General features: G+C 60.4%; 16 protein-coding genes. 12 read left to right on the top strand and 4 right to left on the bottom strand.

Going from position 1 to position 15,335, the window contains the following annotated elements:
• The 5 genes from N434_RS19365 (at position 1) to N434_RS19345 (ending at position 2,709) form a co-directional block, all read left to right on the top strand.
• Positions 1-1,119, top strand: coding sequence for a pyridoxal-phosphate-dependent aminotransferase family protein (locus N434_RS19365; RefSeq protein ID WP_110759924.1), 1,119 nt, complete (start codon positions 1-3; stop codon positions 1,117-1,119).
• A gap of 164 nt (positions 1,120-1,283) precedes the next feature.
• Entirely contained in the window at positions 1,284-1,472 is a 189-nt protein-coding gene (locus N434_RS25825; RefSeq protein ID WP_065117047.1) for a hypothetical protein, read from the top strand.
• Between the two features lie 105 nt (positions 1,473-1,577).
• Positions 1,578-2,024, top strand: coding sequence for a helix-turn-helix domain-containing protein (locus N434_RS19355; RefSeq protein WP_405049161.1), 447 nt, complete (start codon positions 1,578-1,580; stop codon positions 2,022-2,024).
• A gap of 14 nt (positions 2,025-2,038) precedes the next feature.
• Entirely contained in the window at positions 2,039-2,443 is a 405-nt protein-coding gene (locus N434_RS19350; RefSeq protein WP_004438893.1) for a VOC family protein, read from the top strand.
• A gap of 56 nt (positions 2,444-2,499) precedes the next feature.
• Positions 2,500-2,709, top strand: a complete 210-nt coding sequence (locus N434_RS19345; protein ID WP_423752563.1) for a hypothetical protein — start codon at positions 2,500-2,502, stop codon at positions 2,707-2,709.
• Positions 2,710-2,875: 166 nt separating this feature from the next.
• On the opposite strand, the gene N434_RS19340 is transcribed toward N434_RS19345, so the two are convergent.
• The gene (locus tag N434_RS19340; protein ID WP_051796065.1) at positions 2,876-4,687 is read right to left on the bottom strand and encodes an IlvD/Edd family dehydratase; all 1,812 of its coding nucleotides are present in this window, start codon (positions 4,685-4,687) and stop codon (positions 2,876-2,878) included.
• Between the two features lie 522 nt (positions 4,688-5,209).
• Between N434_RS19340 and ytfQ the strand changes: the two genes are divergently transcribed.
• The 5 genes from ytfQ to N434_RS19315 all read left to right on the top strand — a co-directional run bounded on the left by ytfQ (position 5,210) and on the right by N434_RS19315 (position 10,751).
• Positions 5,210-6,169 carry a galactofuranose ABC transporter, galactofuranose-binding protein YtfQ gene (ytfQ, locus tag N434_RS19335; protein WP_065117051.1) on the top strand — a complete coding sequence of 320 codons (960 nt, stop codon included), beginning with the start codon at positions 5,210-5,212 and terminating at the stop codon, positions 6,167-6,169.
• A 285-nt stretch (positions 6,170-6,454) separates the two neighbouring features.
• Positions 6,455-7,978, top strand: a complete 1,524-nt coding sequence (locus N434_RS19330; RefSeq protein ID WP_110759920.1) for a sugar ABC transporter ATP-binding protein — start codon at positions 6,455-6,457, stop codon at positions 7,976-7,978.
• On the top strand, positions 7,978-9,021 hold the full coding sequence (locus tag N434_RS19325) for an ABC transporter permease (protein WP_181424028.1): 1,044 nt from the start codon (positions 7,978-7,980) through the stop codon (positions 9,019-9,021). Before N434_RS19330 ends, N434_RS19325 begins: the two co-directional genes overlap by 1 nt.
• The gene (gene yjfF / locus N434_RS19320) at positions 9,018-9,998 is read left to right on the top strand and encodes a galactofuranose ABC transporter, permease protein YjfF (protein WP_110759918.1); all 981 of its coding nucleotides are present in this window, start codon (positions 9,018-9,020) and stop codon (positions 9,996-9,998) included. Before N434_RS19325 ends, yjfF begins: the two co-directional genes overlap by 4 nt.
• A gap of 18 nt (positions 9,999-10,016) precedes the next feature.
• Entirely contained in the window at positions 10,017-10,751 is a 735-nt protein-coding gene (locus N434_RS19315) for a FadR/GntR family transcriptional regulator (RefSeq protein ID WP_110759917.1), read from the top strand.
• Between the two features lie 60 nt (positions 10,752-10,811).
• Here the strand turns inward: N434_RS19315 and N434_RS19310 are convergent, their stop codons facing one another.
• From N434_RS19310 to N434_RS19300, 3 genes are all read right to left on the bottom strand, one after another.
• Positions 10,812-11,249 (bottom strand): YqaA family protein, encoded by a 438-nt coding sequence (locus N434_RS19310; RefSeq protein ID WP_110759916.1) that lies wholly within the window; start codon positions 11,247-11,249, stop codon positions 10,812-10,814.
• Positions 11,250-11,346: 97 nt separating this feature from the next.
• Positions 11,347-11,616 carry a hypothetical protein gene (locus N434_RS19305; protein ID WP_110759915.1) on the bottom strand — a complete coding sequence of 90 codons (270 nt, stop codon included), beginning with the start codon at positions 11,614-11,616 and terminating at the stop codon, positions 11,347-11,349.
• Positions 11,613-12,719, bottom strand: a complete 1,107-nt coding sequence (locus tag N434_RS19300; RefSeq protein WP_181424020.1) for a CobW family GTP-binding protein — start codon at positions 12,717-12,719, stop codon at positions 11,613-11,615. Before N434_RS19300 ends, N434_RS19305 begins: the two co-directional genes overlap by 4 nt.
• A gap of 350 nt (positions 12,720-13,069) precedes the next feature.
• On the opposite strand from N434_RS19300, the gene ugpB reads away from it, so the two are divergent.
• Both ugpB and ugpA read left to right on the top strand, forming a co-directional pair.
• Positions 13,070-14,380 carry a sn-glycerol-3-phosphate ABC transporter substrate-binding protein UgpB gene (gene ugpB, locus N434_RS19295; RefSeq protein WP_174030141.1) on the top strand — a complete coding sequence of 437 codons (1,311 nt, stop codon included), beginning with the start codon at positions 13,070-13,072 and terminating at the stop codon, positions 14,378-14,380.
• Positions 14,381-14,449: 69 nt separating this feature from the next.
• Positions 14,450-15,331 (top strand): sn-glycerol-3-phosphate ABC transporter permease UgpA, encoded by an 882-nt coding sequence (ugpA, locus tag N434_RS19290; RefSeq protein ID WP_065117059.1) that lies wholly within the window; start codon positions 14,450-14,452, stop codon positions 15,329-15,331.
• Positions 15,332-15,335 lie beyond the last annotated feature (4 nt).

Genomic DNA, 15,335 nt, shown 5'->3' with positions numbered 1-15,335 from the left:
ATGCCCGCCCCGGATTATGCATTGCTCCTCGACCCGCCCGCTTTCCCCGCCGAGCGTTACGCCGTGCTGGCCGACCGGCTGGCGGCCCTGATGGGCACAAAAAACGACGTGCTGCTGATACAGGCGGAAGCCGTGCTGGCGCTGGAGGCGGCGGCGACTAGCCTCGCGCGGCCGGGGCTGAGGGCGCTCAACATCGTCACCAGCCCCTATGGCGCATGGTTCGGCGGCTGGCTGGAACGGGGCGGCGCGACGGTGCGCAACCTGACGGCCAGCCCGGCAAAGCCGGTGACGCTCGCCGAGGTGGAACGGGCGCTGGATGACGGGCCGGGTTTCGATCTTCTCGCCATCGTGCATGCGGAATCGGCAAGCGGCATTCTCAACCCCCTGCCCGCCATTGCCGCGCTGGCGCAAGAAAGAGGCGTCGTCACGCTGGTGGATGCCGTCGCCTCGATTGGCGGCCATGCCTTCGAGGTCGACAGGCTGGGCGTCGATATCGCCGTCATCGGGCCGCAGAAGGCGCTGGCCGGCCCGGCCGGCATATCGGCCATTTCGGTCAGCCCAAAAGCATGGCGGCTGCTTTCGCACGACAAAGCGCCCACCAACTCCATGCTCTCGCTTCTCGACCAGAAACAGCTCTGGCTGGATGCCGGCCGTGGCGCGTTGCCCGGAACGCCGGCGCCGCTGGAATTTTACGCGCTGGAGGCCGCGCTCGACAGGATCGAGGCGGAGGGTCTGCCAGCCGCCAATGCGCGCCACGAGCGGGCAGCGGCGGCCACCCGTCACGGCATCAGGGCACTCGGCATCGCCAACTGGGTGGAGGAAGCGCATTCCTCAGCCCTCGTTTCCACGGCGATCCTGCCGGATACCGTCGAAGCCGGAGCGTTTCTCGCCGCTATATCCAGAGAGCATGGCGCGGATATTTCCGCCGGCGTCGGCCCCGGCGCGGAACGGCTGATAAGGCTCAACCATACCGGTCGGCGCGCGCATCCGCAGGCGGTGAAAGCCAATATCGCAGCCGTCTCAGGTGCCCTGAAAAACCTCGGCCATGCCACCGATACCGATTCCGCGCTGGAAGCGGCCGAAAAGAGCTATTCCGAGGCCGCTTCGAAAGAGGTTTGAGGGCACCGACAAACATTCATTGCGTGAAATCCGGCACCGGTGAAACGCCAATCACGACATTGTTGTTAAAAATAGTAGACAAATTCCGTGGCCAATCTTGACGAAATCATGGCAACGCGCGAAACTTAACACACCGTTAACTCGCGTGAAGAAGGGAACTGGCCATGGTAGCAGGGTTCAACATGCTCTCCTTTGACCTCTTTGGCATCGGCCGAAGAATGCCCGTCGTCAATGAGCGGGTGGAGACCGAATTTCAGGACAAGACACCGCGCAGACCGGACGACGAACCGCATGATGACGACCGTGACCAGGAATATGAACTGTTCTTCTGGTCGCTTTATCCGGTGATCTAAATCACCCGCAACGGCTCGCCGGCATGAACCTTGCCAAGGACTGCAGGTTCATTCAATGATTGCCGTATGCCGTCTGGAAATGAAAAGAACTCTGCAAACAGAGACTTGTTGCTCCTGCGCCGCCTGCTGCGCGCCAGGGATCATATGGACGCGGCACCGCACGAGGCATGGCCCGTTTCACGCCTTGCAAAAGTCAGCGGTGCCTCGCAGGCGCATTTTGCAAGATCGTTTCGCGATGCCTTCGGCATACCCCCTCACCGCTATCTGCTGACCCGCCGGGTGGAGCGCGCCGTGGCGCTTTTGCGCGACACCGACCTTCCAGTCATCGATATCGCCCTGCAGACCGGCTGGAACAGCATCGGCACATTTGGCCGCGTCTTCCGCGATGTAACCGGGGAGAACCCTAGCGAAGTGCGGCGACAGATGCGGCTTTCGCCCGCCGATCTCGAGCAGGTTCCCCATTGCTTCGTCAGCGCCGCCCATCGCCCCCATCTCACAATCGCAGTTTCGGAGAAGCGCCGACAGGCGAAAGGCGGTAGGCACGGTGAGTGAAAGGGAGATAGCTCATGAAAAATGGTGTTCAAGTCGTCGGGCTTTACGTTCATGACCAGGACGAGGCGCTGCAATTTTATGTCGAAAAACTTGGGTTTCGTGTGCATACGGACGCACGCAACGGCGATTATCGCTGGTTGACCGTGCAGCATCCGGACCAGCCGGATTTCCAGCTCGGCCTGTTTCGGCCGCAGGCCCCGACCGTTGACGAGGCGACGGCGCAGGATCTGAACGAAGCCGTGGCCAAGGGCGCCATGCCGCCTTTGGTTCTCGTGGTCGAGGATTGCCAGAAGGCCTTTGACGCCATGCACAAGCGCGGCGTCGAATTCACCCAGGAACCGATCACGCGTTACGGCTCGGTGGATGCGAGTTTCCGCGACCCTTCCGGCAATGGCTGGAAGCTCGTTCAGGCCCGTTGAGGCAACCGTGTGTCACATTCCATCATGGATGCTTTTTCTCGGGGGCGACTTTGATCTTGCAAAAATGGATAAGGCAGAGCCATCGGTGGCTGGGCATTCTGCTGACCGTCACCATTCTGGCGAACTTCGCTTCGATGGCTTTCGGCCCGACACCACCGGTGATCGTTTATGCCCCGCTTCTTCCGCTGACCTTGCTTGTCGTCAGCGGGCTGTACATGTTCTTCCTGCCCTATCTGGGAAAGCCGCTCTCCCCCTCGAAGGAGTAGGCAGGCGGGCAACGAGGCGCTGTATGCCTTACACATCAGGAACATTGCGGCGGTTTTGAAGACCGGCGCTTCATCTAATGCCTGAAAATATTTCAGCCCCGGGACGACGCCCCGGGGCTGATTTTTAGCTGATTTTTAAAAGCGGCCGGCAGAAACGGCCTTGCCTTTAGTGGTTGTCGCGCGGCAGGCCCTTGGTCTGGGCGATGCGCTGGTACTTGACCGCCGGCTCCAGAACCGCGCCGGTTTCCATCTGGCTGACGATACCGCGCTGGATTTCCTGCCAAGGCGTCTGGTGGTCCGGGAACTTGTAACCGCCTTCGGCTGACAGCGCCTCGTAACGCTTGGCCAGTTCCTCGCCTGATATCAGGATATCCGCCTTGCCGCGACCCACATCGATGCGGACGCGGTCGCCCGTCTGCAGGATGGCAAGACCGCCGCCGGCCGCCGCTTCCGGGGAAGCGTTGAGGATGGACGGGCTGCCCGACGTGCCGGACTGGCGGCCATCGCCGATGCAGGGCAGCGAATTCACACCTTCCTTCAGAAGATAATCCGGCGCGCGCATGTTCACCACTTCCGCCGCACCCGGATAACCGATCGGACCGGCGCCACGCATGAACAGGATGGTGTTGGCGTCGATCTTCAGCGACGGATCGTCGATGCGGTGATGGTAGTCCTCCGGACCATCGAACACCACGGCGCGGCCTTCGAAGGCTTCCGGGTCGTTCGGGTTGGAGAGATAACGGTTGCGGAATTCTTCCGAGATCACGCTCGTCTTCATGATGGCGGAGGAGAACAGGTTGCCGCGCAGCACGCGGAAGCCGGCGCGTTCCTTGAGCGGCTGCTCATAGGGGCGGATGACCTTCTCGTCCTCGATGATCGCGCCACGGCAATTGTCGCCGATGGTCTTGCCGTTGACGGTCATGGCGTCTTCCATGATCAGTCCCTGGGTCATCAACTGGTTGACGACTGCGGGCACGCCGCCGGCATGATAATAATCCTCGCCGAGATATTCACCTGCCGGCTGCAGGTTGACGAGCAGCGGCACGTCTTCGCCATAGGTCTGCCAGTCATCCACGGTCAGCTCGACACCGACATGGCGGGCGAGACCGTTCAGGTGGATCGGCGCGTTGGTGGAGCCGCCGATGGCCGAATTGACGCGGATGGCGTTGATGAAGGCATCCTTGGTCATGATGTCTGATGGCTTCAGGTCTTCCTTGACCATTTCAACGATGCGCAGGCCGGTGAGGTAGGAAACTTCCTGACGGTCACGGTAAGGGGCCGGGATGGCGGCGGAGCCGGGAAGCTGCATGCCGAGCGCTTCGGCCAGCGAGTTCATGGTCGTTGCCGTGCCCATGGTGTTGCAATAGCCGGTGGACGGCGCCGACGAGGCGACGAGCTTGACGAAGCCCTGATAGTCGATCTCGCCCTTGGCCAGCAATTCGCGCGCCTTCCAGACGATGGTCCCGGAGCCGGTGCGTTCACCACGGAACCAGCCGTTCAGCATGGGGCCGACGGAAAGGGCGATGGCCGGAATGTTGACGGTGGCCGCCGCCATAAGACAGGCAGGCGTGGTCTTGTCGCAACCGATGGTCAGCACGACGCCATCGAGCGGATAGCCATAAAGCACTTCCACGAGGCCGAGGTAAGCCAGGTTGCGGTCGAGGCCGGCCGTCGGGCGCTTGCCGGTTTCCTGGATCGGATGGACCGGGAATTCGATCGCGATGCCGCCGGCTTCGCGGATGCCTTCACGCAGGCGGTTTGCCAGTTCCAGATGGTGACGGTTGCAGGGCGAAAGATCCGAACCGGTCTGGGCAATGCCGATGATCGGGCGGTCGGACTGAAGCTCGGCCTGGCTCAGACCGAAGTTCATGTAACGCTCGAGATAAAGTGCCGTCATATCCGCATTGGCGGGGTTGTCGAACCACGCGCGCGAGCGAAGTTTGCCTTGGGTTGCAGGCAGATTGTCGGATTTGGTCATGATGCAGGTCTCCAGCCGGAAGTGGCCAACGGTAAAATATTACGAAATGCGACAAGCTTATGTTGTGCGCAAGGAAAATGGAATCAGCTTTCGGAGATCACGCATAACCGACAGAGCCGGTCCAGACGAGTGGATCGGGGCCCTTCTTCGGCTTTAGCCGAATATTTTTCGGCATTTACGACGACAGCGGCATTGCGCAACGGTCTCTCCCTCCCTGCCTCTCCGGATGGCGGCTGGCCTTTTGGCGCCGCGCCCCGTCTCAAGCCAATCTATTTATTTGTATTACTATTAGATGTCATCTCCGCCTGTCAAGCCGGATTGAGGCCCGTTTCCGGTGTGTTTTCAGAGAGAGAAAAGACGGAAGAGATATATACAAGTCATTGATTCATTGGATTTTAAGGTAAAATCCCGATCAAACTGACATCGGGCAAATTGCGGGACTGATAAAAAACCGCTTTTCAAGAGTATTACTATATGCTCATAGTGTCGGCGTCACGCTGACATCATCTCTGGGAGGATAAGATGAGAAAAGCTCTTGCGGCATTCACTGTCGCCGTTTCCGCATGCCTTGCATCCAGTGTTTCCGCACAATCGCTTACCGTCGGCTTCTCGCAGATCGGCTCGGAATCCGGATGGCGCGCGGCTGAAACCACCGTCACCAAACAGCAGGCCGAAAAGCGCGGCGTCACGCTGAAATTCGCCGACGCACAGCAGAAGCAGGAAAACCAGATCAAGGCGGTGCGCGGCTTCATCGCGCAGGGTGTCGACGCGATCCTGATCGCGCCTGTTGTCGCCACCGGCTGGGACGCCGTGCTGAAGGAAGCCAAGGAAGAAAAAATCCCCGTCATCCTGCTCGACCGCCAGATCGAGGCACCGGATGATCTTTACCTGACCGCCGTGACCTCCGATCAGGTGCACGAGGGCAAGGTGGCCGGCGACTGGCTGGTCAAGGATGTCGGCTCCAAGGATTGCAAGGTGGTGGAATTGCAGGGCACGACCGGCTCCTCGCCCGCCATCAACCGCAAGAAGGGCTTTGAAGAGGCCATCGCTTCCCACGCCAATATCAAGATCGTACGCTCGCAGACGGGTGACTTCACCCGCACCAAGGGCAAGGAAGTGATGGAAAGCTTCATCAAGGCCGAAGGCGGCGGCAAGGATATCTGTGCCGTCTACGCCCATAATGACGACATGGCCGTCGGCGCCATTCAGGCGATCAAGGAAGCCGGCCTGAAGCCCGGAACCGACATCAAGATCGTCTCCATCGACGCCGTGCCCGACATCTTCAAGGCTATGGCGGATGGCGAGGCCAATGCGACGGTGGAACTGACACCCGACATGGCAGGCCCGGCCTTCGACGCGCTCGAAGCCTATCTGAAGGACAAAAAGGAACCGCCGAAGTGGATCCAGACGGAATCCAAGCTTTATACGGCATCCGATGATCCGATGAAGGTCTACGAGGCGAAGAAGGGCCTGGGGTACTAAGCCCTGTTTCGTGAGGGACGGCGCATGGTTTGCGCCGTTTCTTTCTGCTGAGGAGAGCGAAACCTCTCCGATTCAGTCTGCAGAATGATCGCGTATGGAGCGAGCGCGTGCCGCCTGCTTCTTCTCCCCGAGGGGGAGGTGTCCGCGGCAGCGGGATGAGGGGGCAAGGTCAGCGATTAAACCGCGAGCTAGCCCCCTCATCCGACCCTTTCCGGCGGGGAGAAGAAAACCGCCGCTCCCGACGCGATCACTTCACCGAGACCCATTTCGATACGGAACTGCTCAATGTCCGAAACGGCACCACTTCTGGAAGCACGCGCCATCGGCAAATCCTTTCTCGGGATCACGGCGCTTGATGGCGTCGATTTTTCGCTCGGGCGCGGTGAAATCCACGCATTGCTCGGCGAAAACGGCGCGGGCAAATCGACGCTGATCAAGATCTTGACCGGCGTTTATCACCGCGACAGCGGTTCGATCTTTCTGGAAGGTAGCGAGATTTCGCCCACCAATGTCGGCGAGGCGCAGGCGCTGGGCATCGGCACGGTCTATCAGGAGGTGAACCTTCTCGAAAACCTGACGGTTGCCGAAAACCTGTTTCTCGGCCGCCAGCCGCGCCGCTTCGGGCTGATCGACCGCAGCACGATGCAGAAGAATTCGCAGGCGCTGCTTGGCCAATATGGGCTGTCCATCGACGTCAACGCGCTTCTCTCCAGCTATTCCGTCGCCATCCGCCAGATCATCGCCATTGCCCGCGCAGTCGATCTTTCCGGCAAGGTGCTGGTGCTGGACGAACCGACCGCCAGCCTTGATGCCCACGAGGTCGAGATGCTGTTCGGCGTCTTGAGAAACCTGCGCGCACGCGGCATCGGCATCGTCATCATCACCCACTTCCTCAATCAGGTCTATGACATAGCCGACAGGGTGACGGTGCTGCGCAACGGTCGCCTCGTCGGCACCCGCGATATCGGCAGCCTGCCCCGTTCCGAACTGATCTCGATGATGCTCGGTCGCGAGCTTCAGCACATCACCCATGAACATCAGGCGACCGAAGATACGGTTGCCGAGGGCGAGCCGCCGATCCGTTTCGAAGGTTATGGCAAACGCGGCAGCATCGCCCCCTTCGATCTCGGCATCCGCCCCGGCGAAATCGTCGGTGTCGCCGGGCTGCTGGGTTCGGGCCGGACGGAAACAGCCTTCCTGCTGTTCGGCATCGACCGGCCGGATACCGGAAAGGCTGTCATCGACGGCCAGACGGTGGCGATTTCTTCGCCGGAAGCCGCCATCACCGCCGGTTTCGGTTTCTGTCCGGAAGAGCGCAAGACCGATGGCATCATCGGCGACTTTTCCGTCACCGACAATATCGCGCTGGCGCTTCAGGCACGGCAGGGTTGGGCCCGGCCACTGTCGCGCCGGCAGAAAGCGGAACTGGCCGAAAGCTTCATCAAGTCGCTGGATATCCGCCCGGCCGACCCCAATCGGCCGATCAAATTCCTGTCCGGCGGCAACCAGCAGAAGGCCATTCTGGCGCGCTGGCTCGCCACCCACCCCCGGCTGCTGATCCTCGACGAACCGACACGCGGCATCGATATCGGCGCGCATGCGGAAATCCTGAAAATGATCGAAAAACTCTGCAGCGAAGGCATGTCGCTCGTCGTCATCTCCTCCGAACTGGAAGAACTCACCGCCGTCGCACACCGCGTCGTGGTGCTTTCCGACCGCCGTCATGTCAGCGAGTTGAAGGGCGGTGACGTGACCGCCGACAACATCATGCGGGCGATTGCCGACGCGGCAAAAACGGAGGCGGCATGATGGCAGCAGTGACACGACGCCTGAAAAGGCTTGCTCCGCAGCTTGCCGCGCTCTTCATCATTCTGGCAGCGATAACAATCCTTTCGCCGGGTTTCCTGCATGTCTCGTTCCAGAACGGCAGGCTCTATGGCAGTCTGGTGGATATTCTCGTGCGGGCCGCACCGGTCGCGCTTTTGACCATCGGCATGACGCTGGTCATCGCCACCAAGGGCATCGATCTGTCCATCGGCGCCGTCATCGCCATCTGCGGCGCGGTCGCGGCCACGCTCATCAGTAATGGCCATTCCATTCCCTCGGTCATCGTCATCTCGCTTGCGGTGGGCATTGCCTGCGGGTTGTGGAACGGCGTGCTGGTGGCCCTTCTCGACATACAACCGATCATCGCCACGCTGATCCTGATGGTGGCGGGGCGCGGCATCGCCCAGCTTATTACCGAAGGCGTCATTCTCACCTTCAACAATGACAGCTTTTCCGCCATCGGTTCCGGCTCGTTCGCAGGCATTCCGCTGCCCGTCATCATCTGGGTGGCGGCGGCGCTCACGATCGGCCTTCTGGTGCGCAAGAGCGCGCTCGGTTTCCTGATCGAAGCGACCGGCATCAATCGCCGCGCCGCAGCACTGGCCGGGGTGCGGGCCCGCTTCCTGCTGTTCTTCGTTTATGCGGTTTCCGGCCTCTGCGCGGCCATCGCCGGCATGATCGTCACCGCCGATATTCGCGGCGCGGATGCTAACAATGCCGGGCTGTGGCTGGAGCTGGACGCGATCCTTGCGGTGGTCATCGGCGGCACCTCGCTGAATGGCGGGCGCTTCTCCATCACCGCCTCGCTGATCGGCGCGCTGATCATCCAGACCATCAATACCGGCATTCTCGTCTCGGGCTTCCCGCCGGAATTCAACCTCATCATCAAGGCCGGCATCATCATGGTGGTGCTGACGCTGCAATCGCCGGCGATCATGGCCGTCCTCGGTTTCGTGAGAGCGCCGAAGCCGCACGTCAAACCGGCGGCCACCAATGGCATGACCAAGGAAGGAACCGCGCGATGATCCACAGCCGCAACCTGCCCTTCCTCACCACGCTGACGATCTTCGTGATCGCCTATCTTCTCTGCGTGCTGCAATATCCGGCGATCCTGTCGACACGGGTGATCGGCAACCTTCTGACCGACAATGCCTTCCTCGGCATCGCGGCCGTCGGCATGACCTTCGTCATCCTGTCGGGCGGCATCGATCTTTCCATCGGTTCGGTCATCGCCTTTACCAGCGTCTTCGTCGCCGTCATGGTCGGCACCTATAATATCCATCCGCTGCTGGCCTTCGCCATCGTGCTGGTGGTCTCGACGCTGTTCGGCTGCCTGATGGGGACGATGATCCGTTTCCTGTCCATCCCGCCCTTCGTCGTGACGCTGGCCGGCATGTTTTTGGCGCGCGGGGCTGCCTATTTGATCTCGACGCAGTCAGTGCCGATCTCGCATCCGTTCATCGATGCGATACAGGGCTTTTATTACCGCTTCCCCGGCGGCGGCAGGCTGACGGCGCTCGCCATGCTGATGCTTCTCGTCTTTGCCGCCGGCATGCTGATCGCCAGCCGCACCCGCTTCGGCGCCAATATCTATGCGCTCGGCGGCAACCCGCAATCCGCCGAGTTGATGGGCGTGCCGATCGGCGCCACGACCATCGGCATCTATGCGCTGTCCGGCTTTCTCTCCGGCCTCGCCGGCATCGTCTATACGCTCTACACCTCGTCGGGCTATTCACTGGCGACGGTGGGCGTTGAACTCGACGCCATCGCCGCGGTCGTGATCGGCGGCACGCTTCTCACCGGCGGCACGGGGCTGGTGGCGGGCACCTTCATCGGCCTTCTCATCCAGGGGTTGATCCAGACCTACATCGTTTTTGACGGGACGCTGTCCTCCTGGTGGACGAAAATCGTCATTGGTGTGCTGCTTTTCGTCTTCATCGTGTTGCAGCGCGCAATCATCTGGTATTCAAACAGGAGACTGGCCGGGCCACACCCGGCATAACCACCAAGGGAGGCTTGCTTGGGGCTGCTCGAAACGACGATAAGCGGGCGAAAACGCCGGAACAGCCACGCCCATGTGGTCTCCGAACTCGGCAGCGCCATCGTCTCGGGCAGAATTGCCGAAGGCTCCCTGCTGCCCAATGATGCCGAACTCTCCATGCGCTTCGGCGTCTCGCGCACCGTGCTGCGCGAAACCATGAAGACGCTGGCGGCAAAGCGGCTGGTGGAGCCGAAAGCAAAGGTCGGCACCCGTGTCCTTGATCGTTCCAGCTGGAACTTCTTCGATCCCGACGTGCTCGGTTGGCGCTGCGAAGCCGGCATAGACGAGGAATTCGTCACGCATCTGGCAGAAATCCGGCTGGCGCTGGAGCCGGCGGCAGCAGCAGCGGCGGCCCTGCAGGCCTCCAATGACGATATTGTTTCGCTTTACGTCATCGCTGCAAAGTTCGACAATCCAAAACATACGCCGGAGAGCATCGCCAAGGTCGATCTCGAATTCCACCTTGCCGTGGCGCATATGTCCGGCAATCCCTTCATGCGCTCGGCAAGCGGGCTGATCGAAGCGGCACTCGCCATCTCCTTCCAGCTTTCGTCGCCGGCCGCCTCACCCGGCACCATCGCCGAAATTGCGTCGAACCATCTGCGCATCGTCCACGCCATTGCCGCACGTGATGCGGATGCCGCCGTCAAAGCCATGCGCCACGTGATCGAGGTGGGCAAGGACCGGACGCAGAAGGCGATCAAGACGCCCTGAAGAAACTGCCTCTCCCCTGTCTTCTGAAACGAAGAACGGGCCGCAACGCCCTGAAGACAATCAGAGAAAATTCAGCGTCACCAGCGCCAGCAAGACGTAGCGCCCGACCTTGGCGATGGTGACCAGCAGCAAAAAGACCGGCAGCGGCTCTTTCATGATGCCGGCCGCAACCGTCAGCGGATCGCCGATCAGCGGCGCCCAGCTTAACAGCAGCGACCACCGGCCATAACGCCGATACCAGTTCTGGGAACGTTGCAGCGCAGCCTCGCCAACGGGAAACCAGCGCTTATGCCGGAAGCCTTCAATGCCACGACCAAGCAGCCAGTTGACGAAGGAGCCGGCGACATTACCGGCACTGGCGACGGCCACCAGCAGCCAGACAGGCTGTGACTTCAGGAGGATGAGACCGGCCAGCGCCGCCTCCGACTGCATGGGCAGAATGGTCGCCGCCACAAAGGCCGTCAGAAACAAACCCGCATATACCGCCAGATCGGCCATTTTCTGCCCTTCATCACCAGCGAATCCCGCCGCGGCCCCTGAAGTGCCGGATGATGGCGCACACCGTCAAGCTCGCCCTGACATCACCGATCCAATATCAGGCCGAATTCTCCGCAATTGCGCGCACAATGTCGTCATGATCCACCTCCACCAGCCCCTTGTGGATGGACAATTGCCTGATATCGCCGGATGCCGACAGGATGACGATCACCGTTTCGCGCGGCGGGCAGTCCGGCAGGGCGCAGGAAAGCTCGCTGACGGTGACGATGTCATCGGCATGCAGATTTAACAGGTTGCGCGCCCATTGTTTCAGAATCCGGGCCTGCGAGACGATCGCGGAACCGCTGCGCGCAAGGGGATTGTTCATGAAGCACCCTTTCGCCTCGCCTGCGAGGCCAATGTATCGAAAAGATCGCGGATTGGCTGTTGCGGCATATCCATGCCGATCAGCACGAGACGGGTTGCACGGTTGCCATCCGGCCAGCTTTCGAGCCTTGCCAGCGGGTAAAGCCGGTGCTGCACGGCATGGGCAACCACCGGCCGATCCGGGTCGTCCGTCGCCTGGAAAATACCTTTCAGCCGTAGCAGGCCGGAATGCACGTTGCTGGTGACGAGTTCGAGAAAGGTAACGATCATCTGTGGCTCAAGAGCGCCGTCGAAAGTGAGGTCAAAGGCCTCGACGCCAGCACCATGGCGGTTGACGTCATGGTCATGGCCGGCATGCAGACTCAGCCTGTCGGCCGCCAGCCATCCCGGCACGTCCTCCGGCTTGCCACGCAGCGAATAATTCTTCGCTGCAAAAAGCGACATGAGATCGAAGCCGGCCGCATTGCGATCGTGCAGCAGGGCGGCGGGATTGAGGTCGGCAAGGCCTTCGCGGTCCATCGCTGTCGTATTGGCAAGGTCGGTTTTCGTCAGGACGATATGGTCGGCAAAGGCAAGCTGTTTCCAGCCTTCGATGAAACTGTCGAGCATCGCCCGGCCGGAGGTGACGTCGAAGACAGTGACCACGCCCGAAAGATGAAAGTGCCGGGCGACGATATGGTCACGCAGGCCAAGCGCCGGTGTGCCACCGGCAATCAGGCTGTTGATGATCGGCGCGGGATCGGCAAGTCCCGTGGTTTCGATGACGACACGCGATATTTCCGGCATCATCCCTTCGAGAAAAGCCTGATGCAGTTCGTAAAGCGAAGTGCGGATATCGCTGGTGGCGGTGCAGCAGATGCAGCCCGTGGTGGTCCTGAAATAGCGCTCAGACCCCGTGTGCACCAGACCGTGATCGATGGGCACCGACCCGAACTCATTGACGATGACGGCTGCGTCGCGCATGGCCGGCTCGGTCAGAAGCTCGTTTAGCAGGGTGGTCTTGCCTGCACCGAGAAAACCGGTAAGCAGGGTAACCGGCACCGTTTGCACGGGTGACGCCACAGGCGGATCGCCGCTTTGCTCCCCCGCCTTTTTCCGCTTCATTCCAAACACGGCCTTACCTTCCCGCAGCAAAATTTCAAAAGGACTTACTATGTTATGTAATAACATATCAATATCACTCACAACAAATTGCGCGTGCGTCTGGCCGCCCCGCCTCAGCTGCCTTTCATGCCCGGTGTCCGCGAGCACACGAAAAAACCAAGGCACCTTCGAAATGGAATAATAAAACCGTTTCCTTCACTTTCGTTTTAATCGTTCCACGTTCTCTTGCATTTTCGTTAGAGTTCGCTTTTAATCAGATCGCTAATACGGAAAAGATCGCCCGCAGCCGTATCGAGGAGGAACGACTGCAATAAGGAGCTGTATCTTTTACTGTTTTCATAACGGGAGGAATCGCCTTGAAAAAACTCAGCTACCGCCTTGCTGCGGCATCCGCGCTTTCGTTTTTTGTCACATCGAATGCTTTCGCTGCGACGGAGATCCAGTGGTGGCACGCCATGACCGGCGCCAATAACGAAGTCGTGGACGCGCTTGCCAAAGAGTTCAACGACAGCCAGAAGGAATACAAGATCACGCCCGTCTTCAAGGGCACCTATCCCGAAACGCTGAATGCCGGCATCGCCGCCTTCCGCGCCAAGCAGCCGCCGGCCATCATTCAGGTCTTCGATGCCGGTTCGGGTGTGATGATGGGTGCCGCGGGCGCCATCAAGCCGGTGGCGGATGTGCTGAAGGAAGGTGGCTATACCTTCAACAAGGACGAATATCTGGCCGGCATCGTGGCCTATTATTCCAAGCCTGACGGCACCATGCTGTCCTTCCCCTATAATTCGTCCTCGCCGATCCTTTATTACAACAAGGATGTCTTCCAGAAGGCCGGCCTCGACGCCGCCAACCCGCCGAAGACATGGCCGGAAGTCTTCGAAGCCGCAAAGAAGATCAAGACCAGCGGTGCCGCGCAATGCGGTTTCACCTCCACCTGGCTCACCTGGATCCAGACCGAGAACTTCGCCGCCTGGAACAATGTCTCCTATGGCAGCAATGAAAACGGCCTTGGCGGCACCGATGTGAAGCTCGCGGTCAATGCGCCGCTCTTCGTCGAACATTTCCAGGCGATTGCGGATCTCGCCAAGGACGGCACCTTCCGCTACGGCGGGCGCACCTCGGAAGCCAAGCAGCTGTTCATGTCCGGCGAATGCGGCATCCTGACCGAATCCTCCGGCGGTCTTGGCGACATCATCAAGACCGGCATGAATTACGGCATCGGCCAGCTTCCCTATTATGAAGGCCACGGCCCGCAGAACACAATTCCGGGCGGCGCCAGCCTCTGGGTGTTCGGCGGCAAGAGCGAAGCCGAATATAAGGGTGTGGCGGAGTTCTTCCATTTCCTTTCCCAGACCAAGATCCAGGCACGCCTGCATCAGGTCTCCGGCTACATGCCGGTGACGATCGCGGCCTATGAGGAAACCAAGAAGTCCGGTTTCTACGACAAGAACCCCGGCCGCGAGACCCCGCTTTTGCAGATGATGGGCAAGCCGCCGACAGAAAACTCCAAGGGCGTTCGTCTCGTGAACCTGCCGCAGGTACGTGACATCATGAACGAGGAGTTCGAAGCGATGCTGGCCGGCAAGCAGGACGCCAAATCCGCCCTCGACAAGATCGTGGAACGCGGTGATGCGGCCATCAAGCAGGCCGCCGGCAACTAAACGATCCCTGTCTCCGCCCGCATCCCTCACCCGGTGCGGGCGGCGTTTTCATGTCATCAGGAGATCGCCGTGCAAAGCGTCGTATTCCCCAACAAGATCCTGCCCTATCTGCTGGTCGCGCCACAGATCATCCTGACGGTGATCTTTTTCTTCTGGCCCGCAAGCCAGGCGCTCTACCAGTCGACCATGCGCGAGGACGCCTTCGGGCTGAACAGCAATTTCGTCGGGCTGGCCAATTTTTCCGCCGTGCTGTCGGATGACAGCTACCTCAACTCCCTGCAGGTCACCGTCATCTTCAGCGTGCTGACCGCGCTCGTTTCCATGGGGCTGGCGCTGCTGCTGGCGACGGCGGCGGACCGGGTGGTGCGCGGCAAAGGCTTCTACCGCACCATGATGATCATGCCCTATGCCGTGGCGCCTGCTGTCGCCGGCATGTTGTGGCTGTTCATGTTCAACCCGGCCATGGGCACCTTCTCCTACATCCTGCGCCGCAACGGCATCATGTGGGACCCGCTGCTCAATGGCAATCAGGCCATGCTGCTCGTTGTCGCCGCCGCCGCATGGAAGCAGATCAGTTACAATTTCCTGTTTTTTGTCGCGGGTTTGCAGGCAATTCCGAAATCGCTGCTGGAAGCGGCTTCCATTGACGGCGCACGCGGTTCGCGGCGCTTCTGGACCATCGTTTTCCCGCTGCTCGCGCCGACCACCTTCTTCCTTCTGGTCGTCAACACGGTCTACGCCTTTTTCGACACCTTCGGCATCATCCATGCCGTCACCGGCGGCGGCCCCGCCAAGGCGACCGAAACATTGGTCTACAAGGTCTATAATGATGGCTTCGTGAACCTCAATCTCGGCTCTTCCGCCGCGCAATCCGTGATCCTGATGGTGATCGTCATCGCGCTCACCGCCTTCCAGTTCCGCTTCGTCGAGAAGCGCGTGCATTACGGCTGAGGAT

The organism is Rhizobium sp. UGM030330-04 (genome assembly GCF_003208455.1).
GTDB lineage: Bacteria > Pseudomonadota > Alphaproteobacteria > Rhizobiales > Rhizobiaceae > Agrobacterium > Agrobacterium rhizogenes_A.
The sequence above is the reverse complement of the archived record's forward strand: the minus strand, read 5'-3'. Positions and strand labels throughout refer to the sequence as shown.

Bases quoted from the DNA above. Each gene is read 5' to 3' on its own strand.
- N434_RS19365 (WP_110759924.1), top strand. From the start codon at position 1: ATGCCCGCCCCGGATTATGCATTGCTCCTCGACCCGCCCGCTTTCCCC.
- N434_RS25825 (WP_065117047.1), top strand. From the start codon at position 1,284: ATGGTAGCAGGGTTCAACATGCTCTCCTTTGACCTCTTTGGCATCGGC.
- N434_RS19350 (WP_004438893.1), top strand. From the start codon at position 2,039: ATGAAAAATGGTGTTCAAGTCGTCGGGCTTTACGTTCATGACCAGGAC.
- N434_RS19340 (WP_051796065.1), bottom strand. From the start codon at position 4,687: ATGACCAAATCCGACAATCTGCCTGCAACCCAAGGCAAACTTCGCTCG.
- ytfQ (WP_065117051.1), top strand. From the start codon at position 5,210: ATGAGAAAAGCTCTTGCGGCATTCACTGTCGCCGTTTCCGCATGCCTT.
- N434_RS19330 (WP_110759920.1), top strand. From the start codon at position 6,455: ATGTCCGAAACGGCACCACTTCTGGAAGCACGCGCCATCGGCAAATCC.
- N434_RS19325 (WP_181424028.1), top strand. From the start codon at position 7,978: ATGGCAGCAGTGACACGACGCCTGAAAAGGCTTGCTCCGCAGCTTGCC.
- yjfF (WP_110759918.1), top strand. From the start codon at position 9,018: ATGATCCACAGCCGCAACCTGCCCTTCCTCACCACGCTGACGATCTTC.
- N434_RS19310 (WP_110759916.1), bottom strand. From the start codon at position 11,249: ATGGCCGATCTGGCGGTATATGCGGGTTTGTTTCTGACGGCCTTTGTG.
- N434_RS19305 (WP_110759915.1), bottom strand. From the start codon at position 11,616: ATGAACAATCCCCTTGCGCGCAGCGGTTCCGCGATCGTCTCGCAGGCC.
- N434_RS19300 (WP_181424020.1), bottom strand. From the start codon at position 12,719: ATGAAGCGGAAAAAGGCGGGGGAGCAAAGCGGCGATCCGCCTGTGGCG.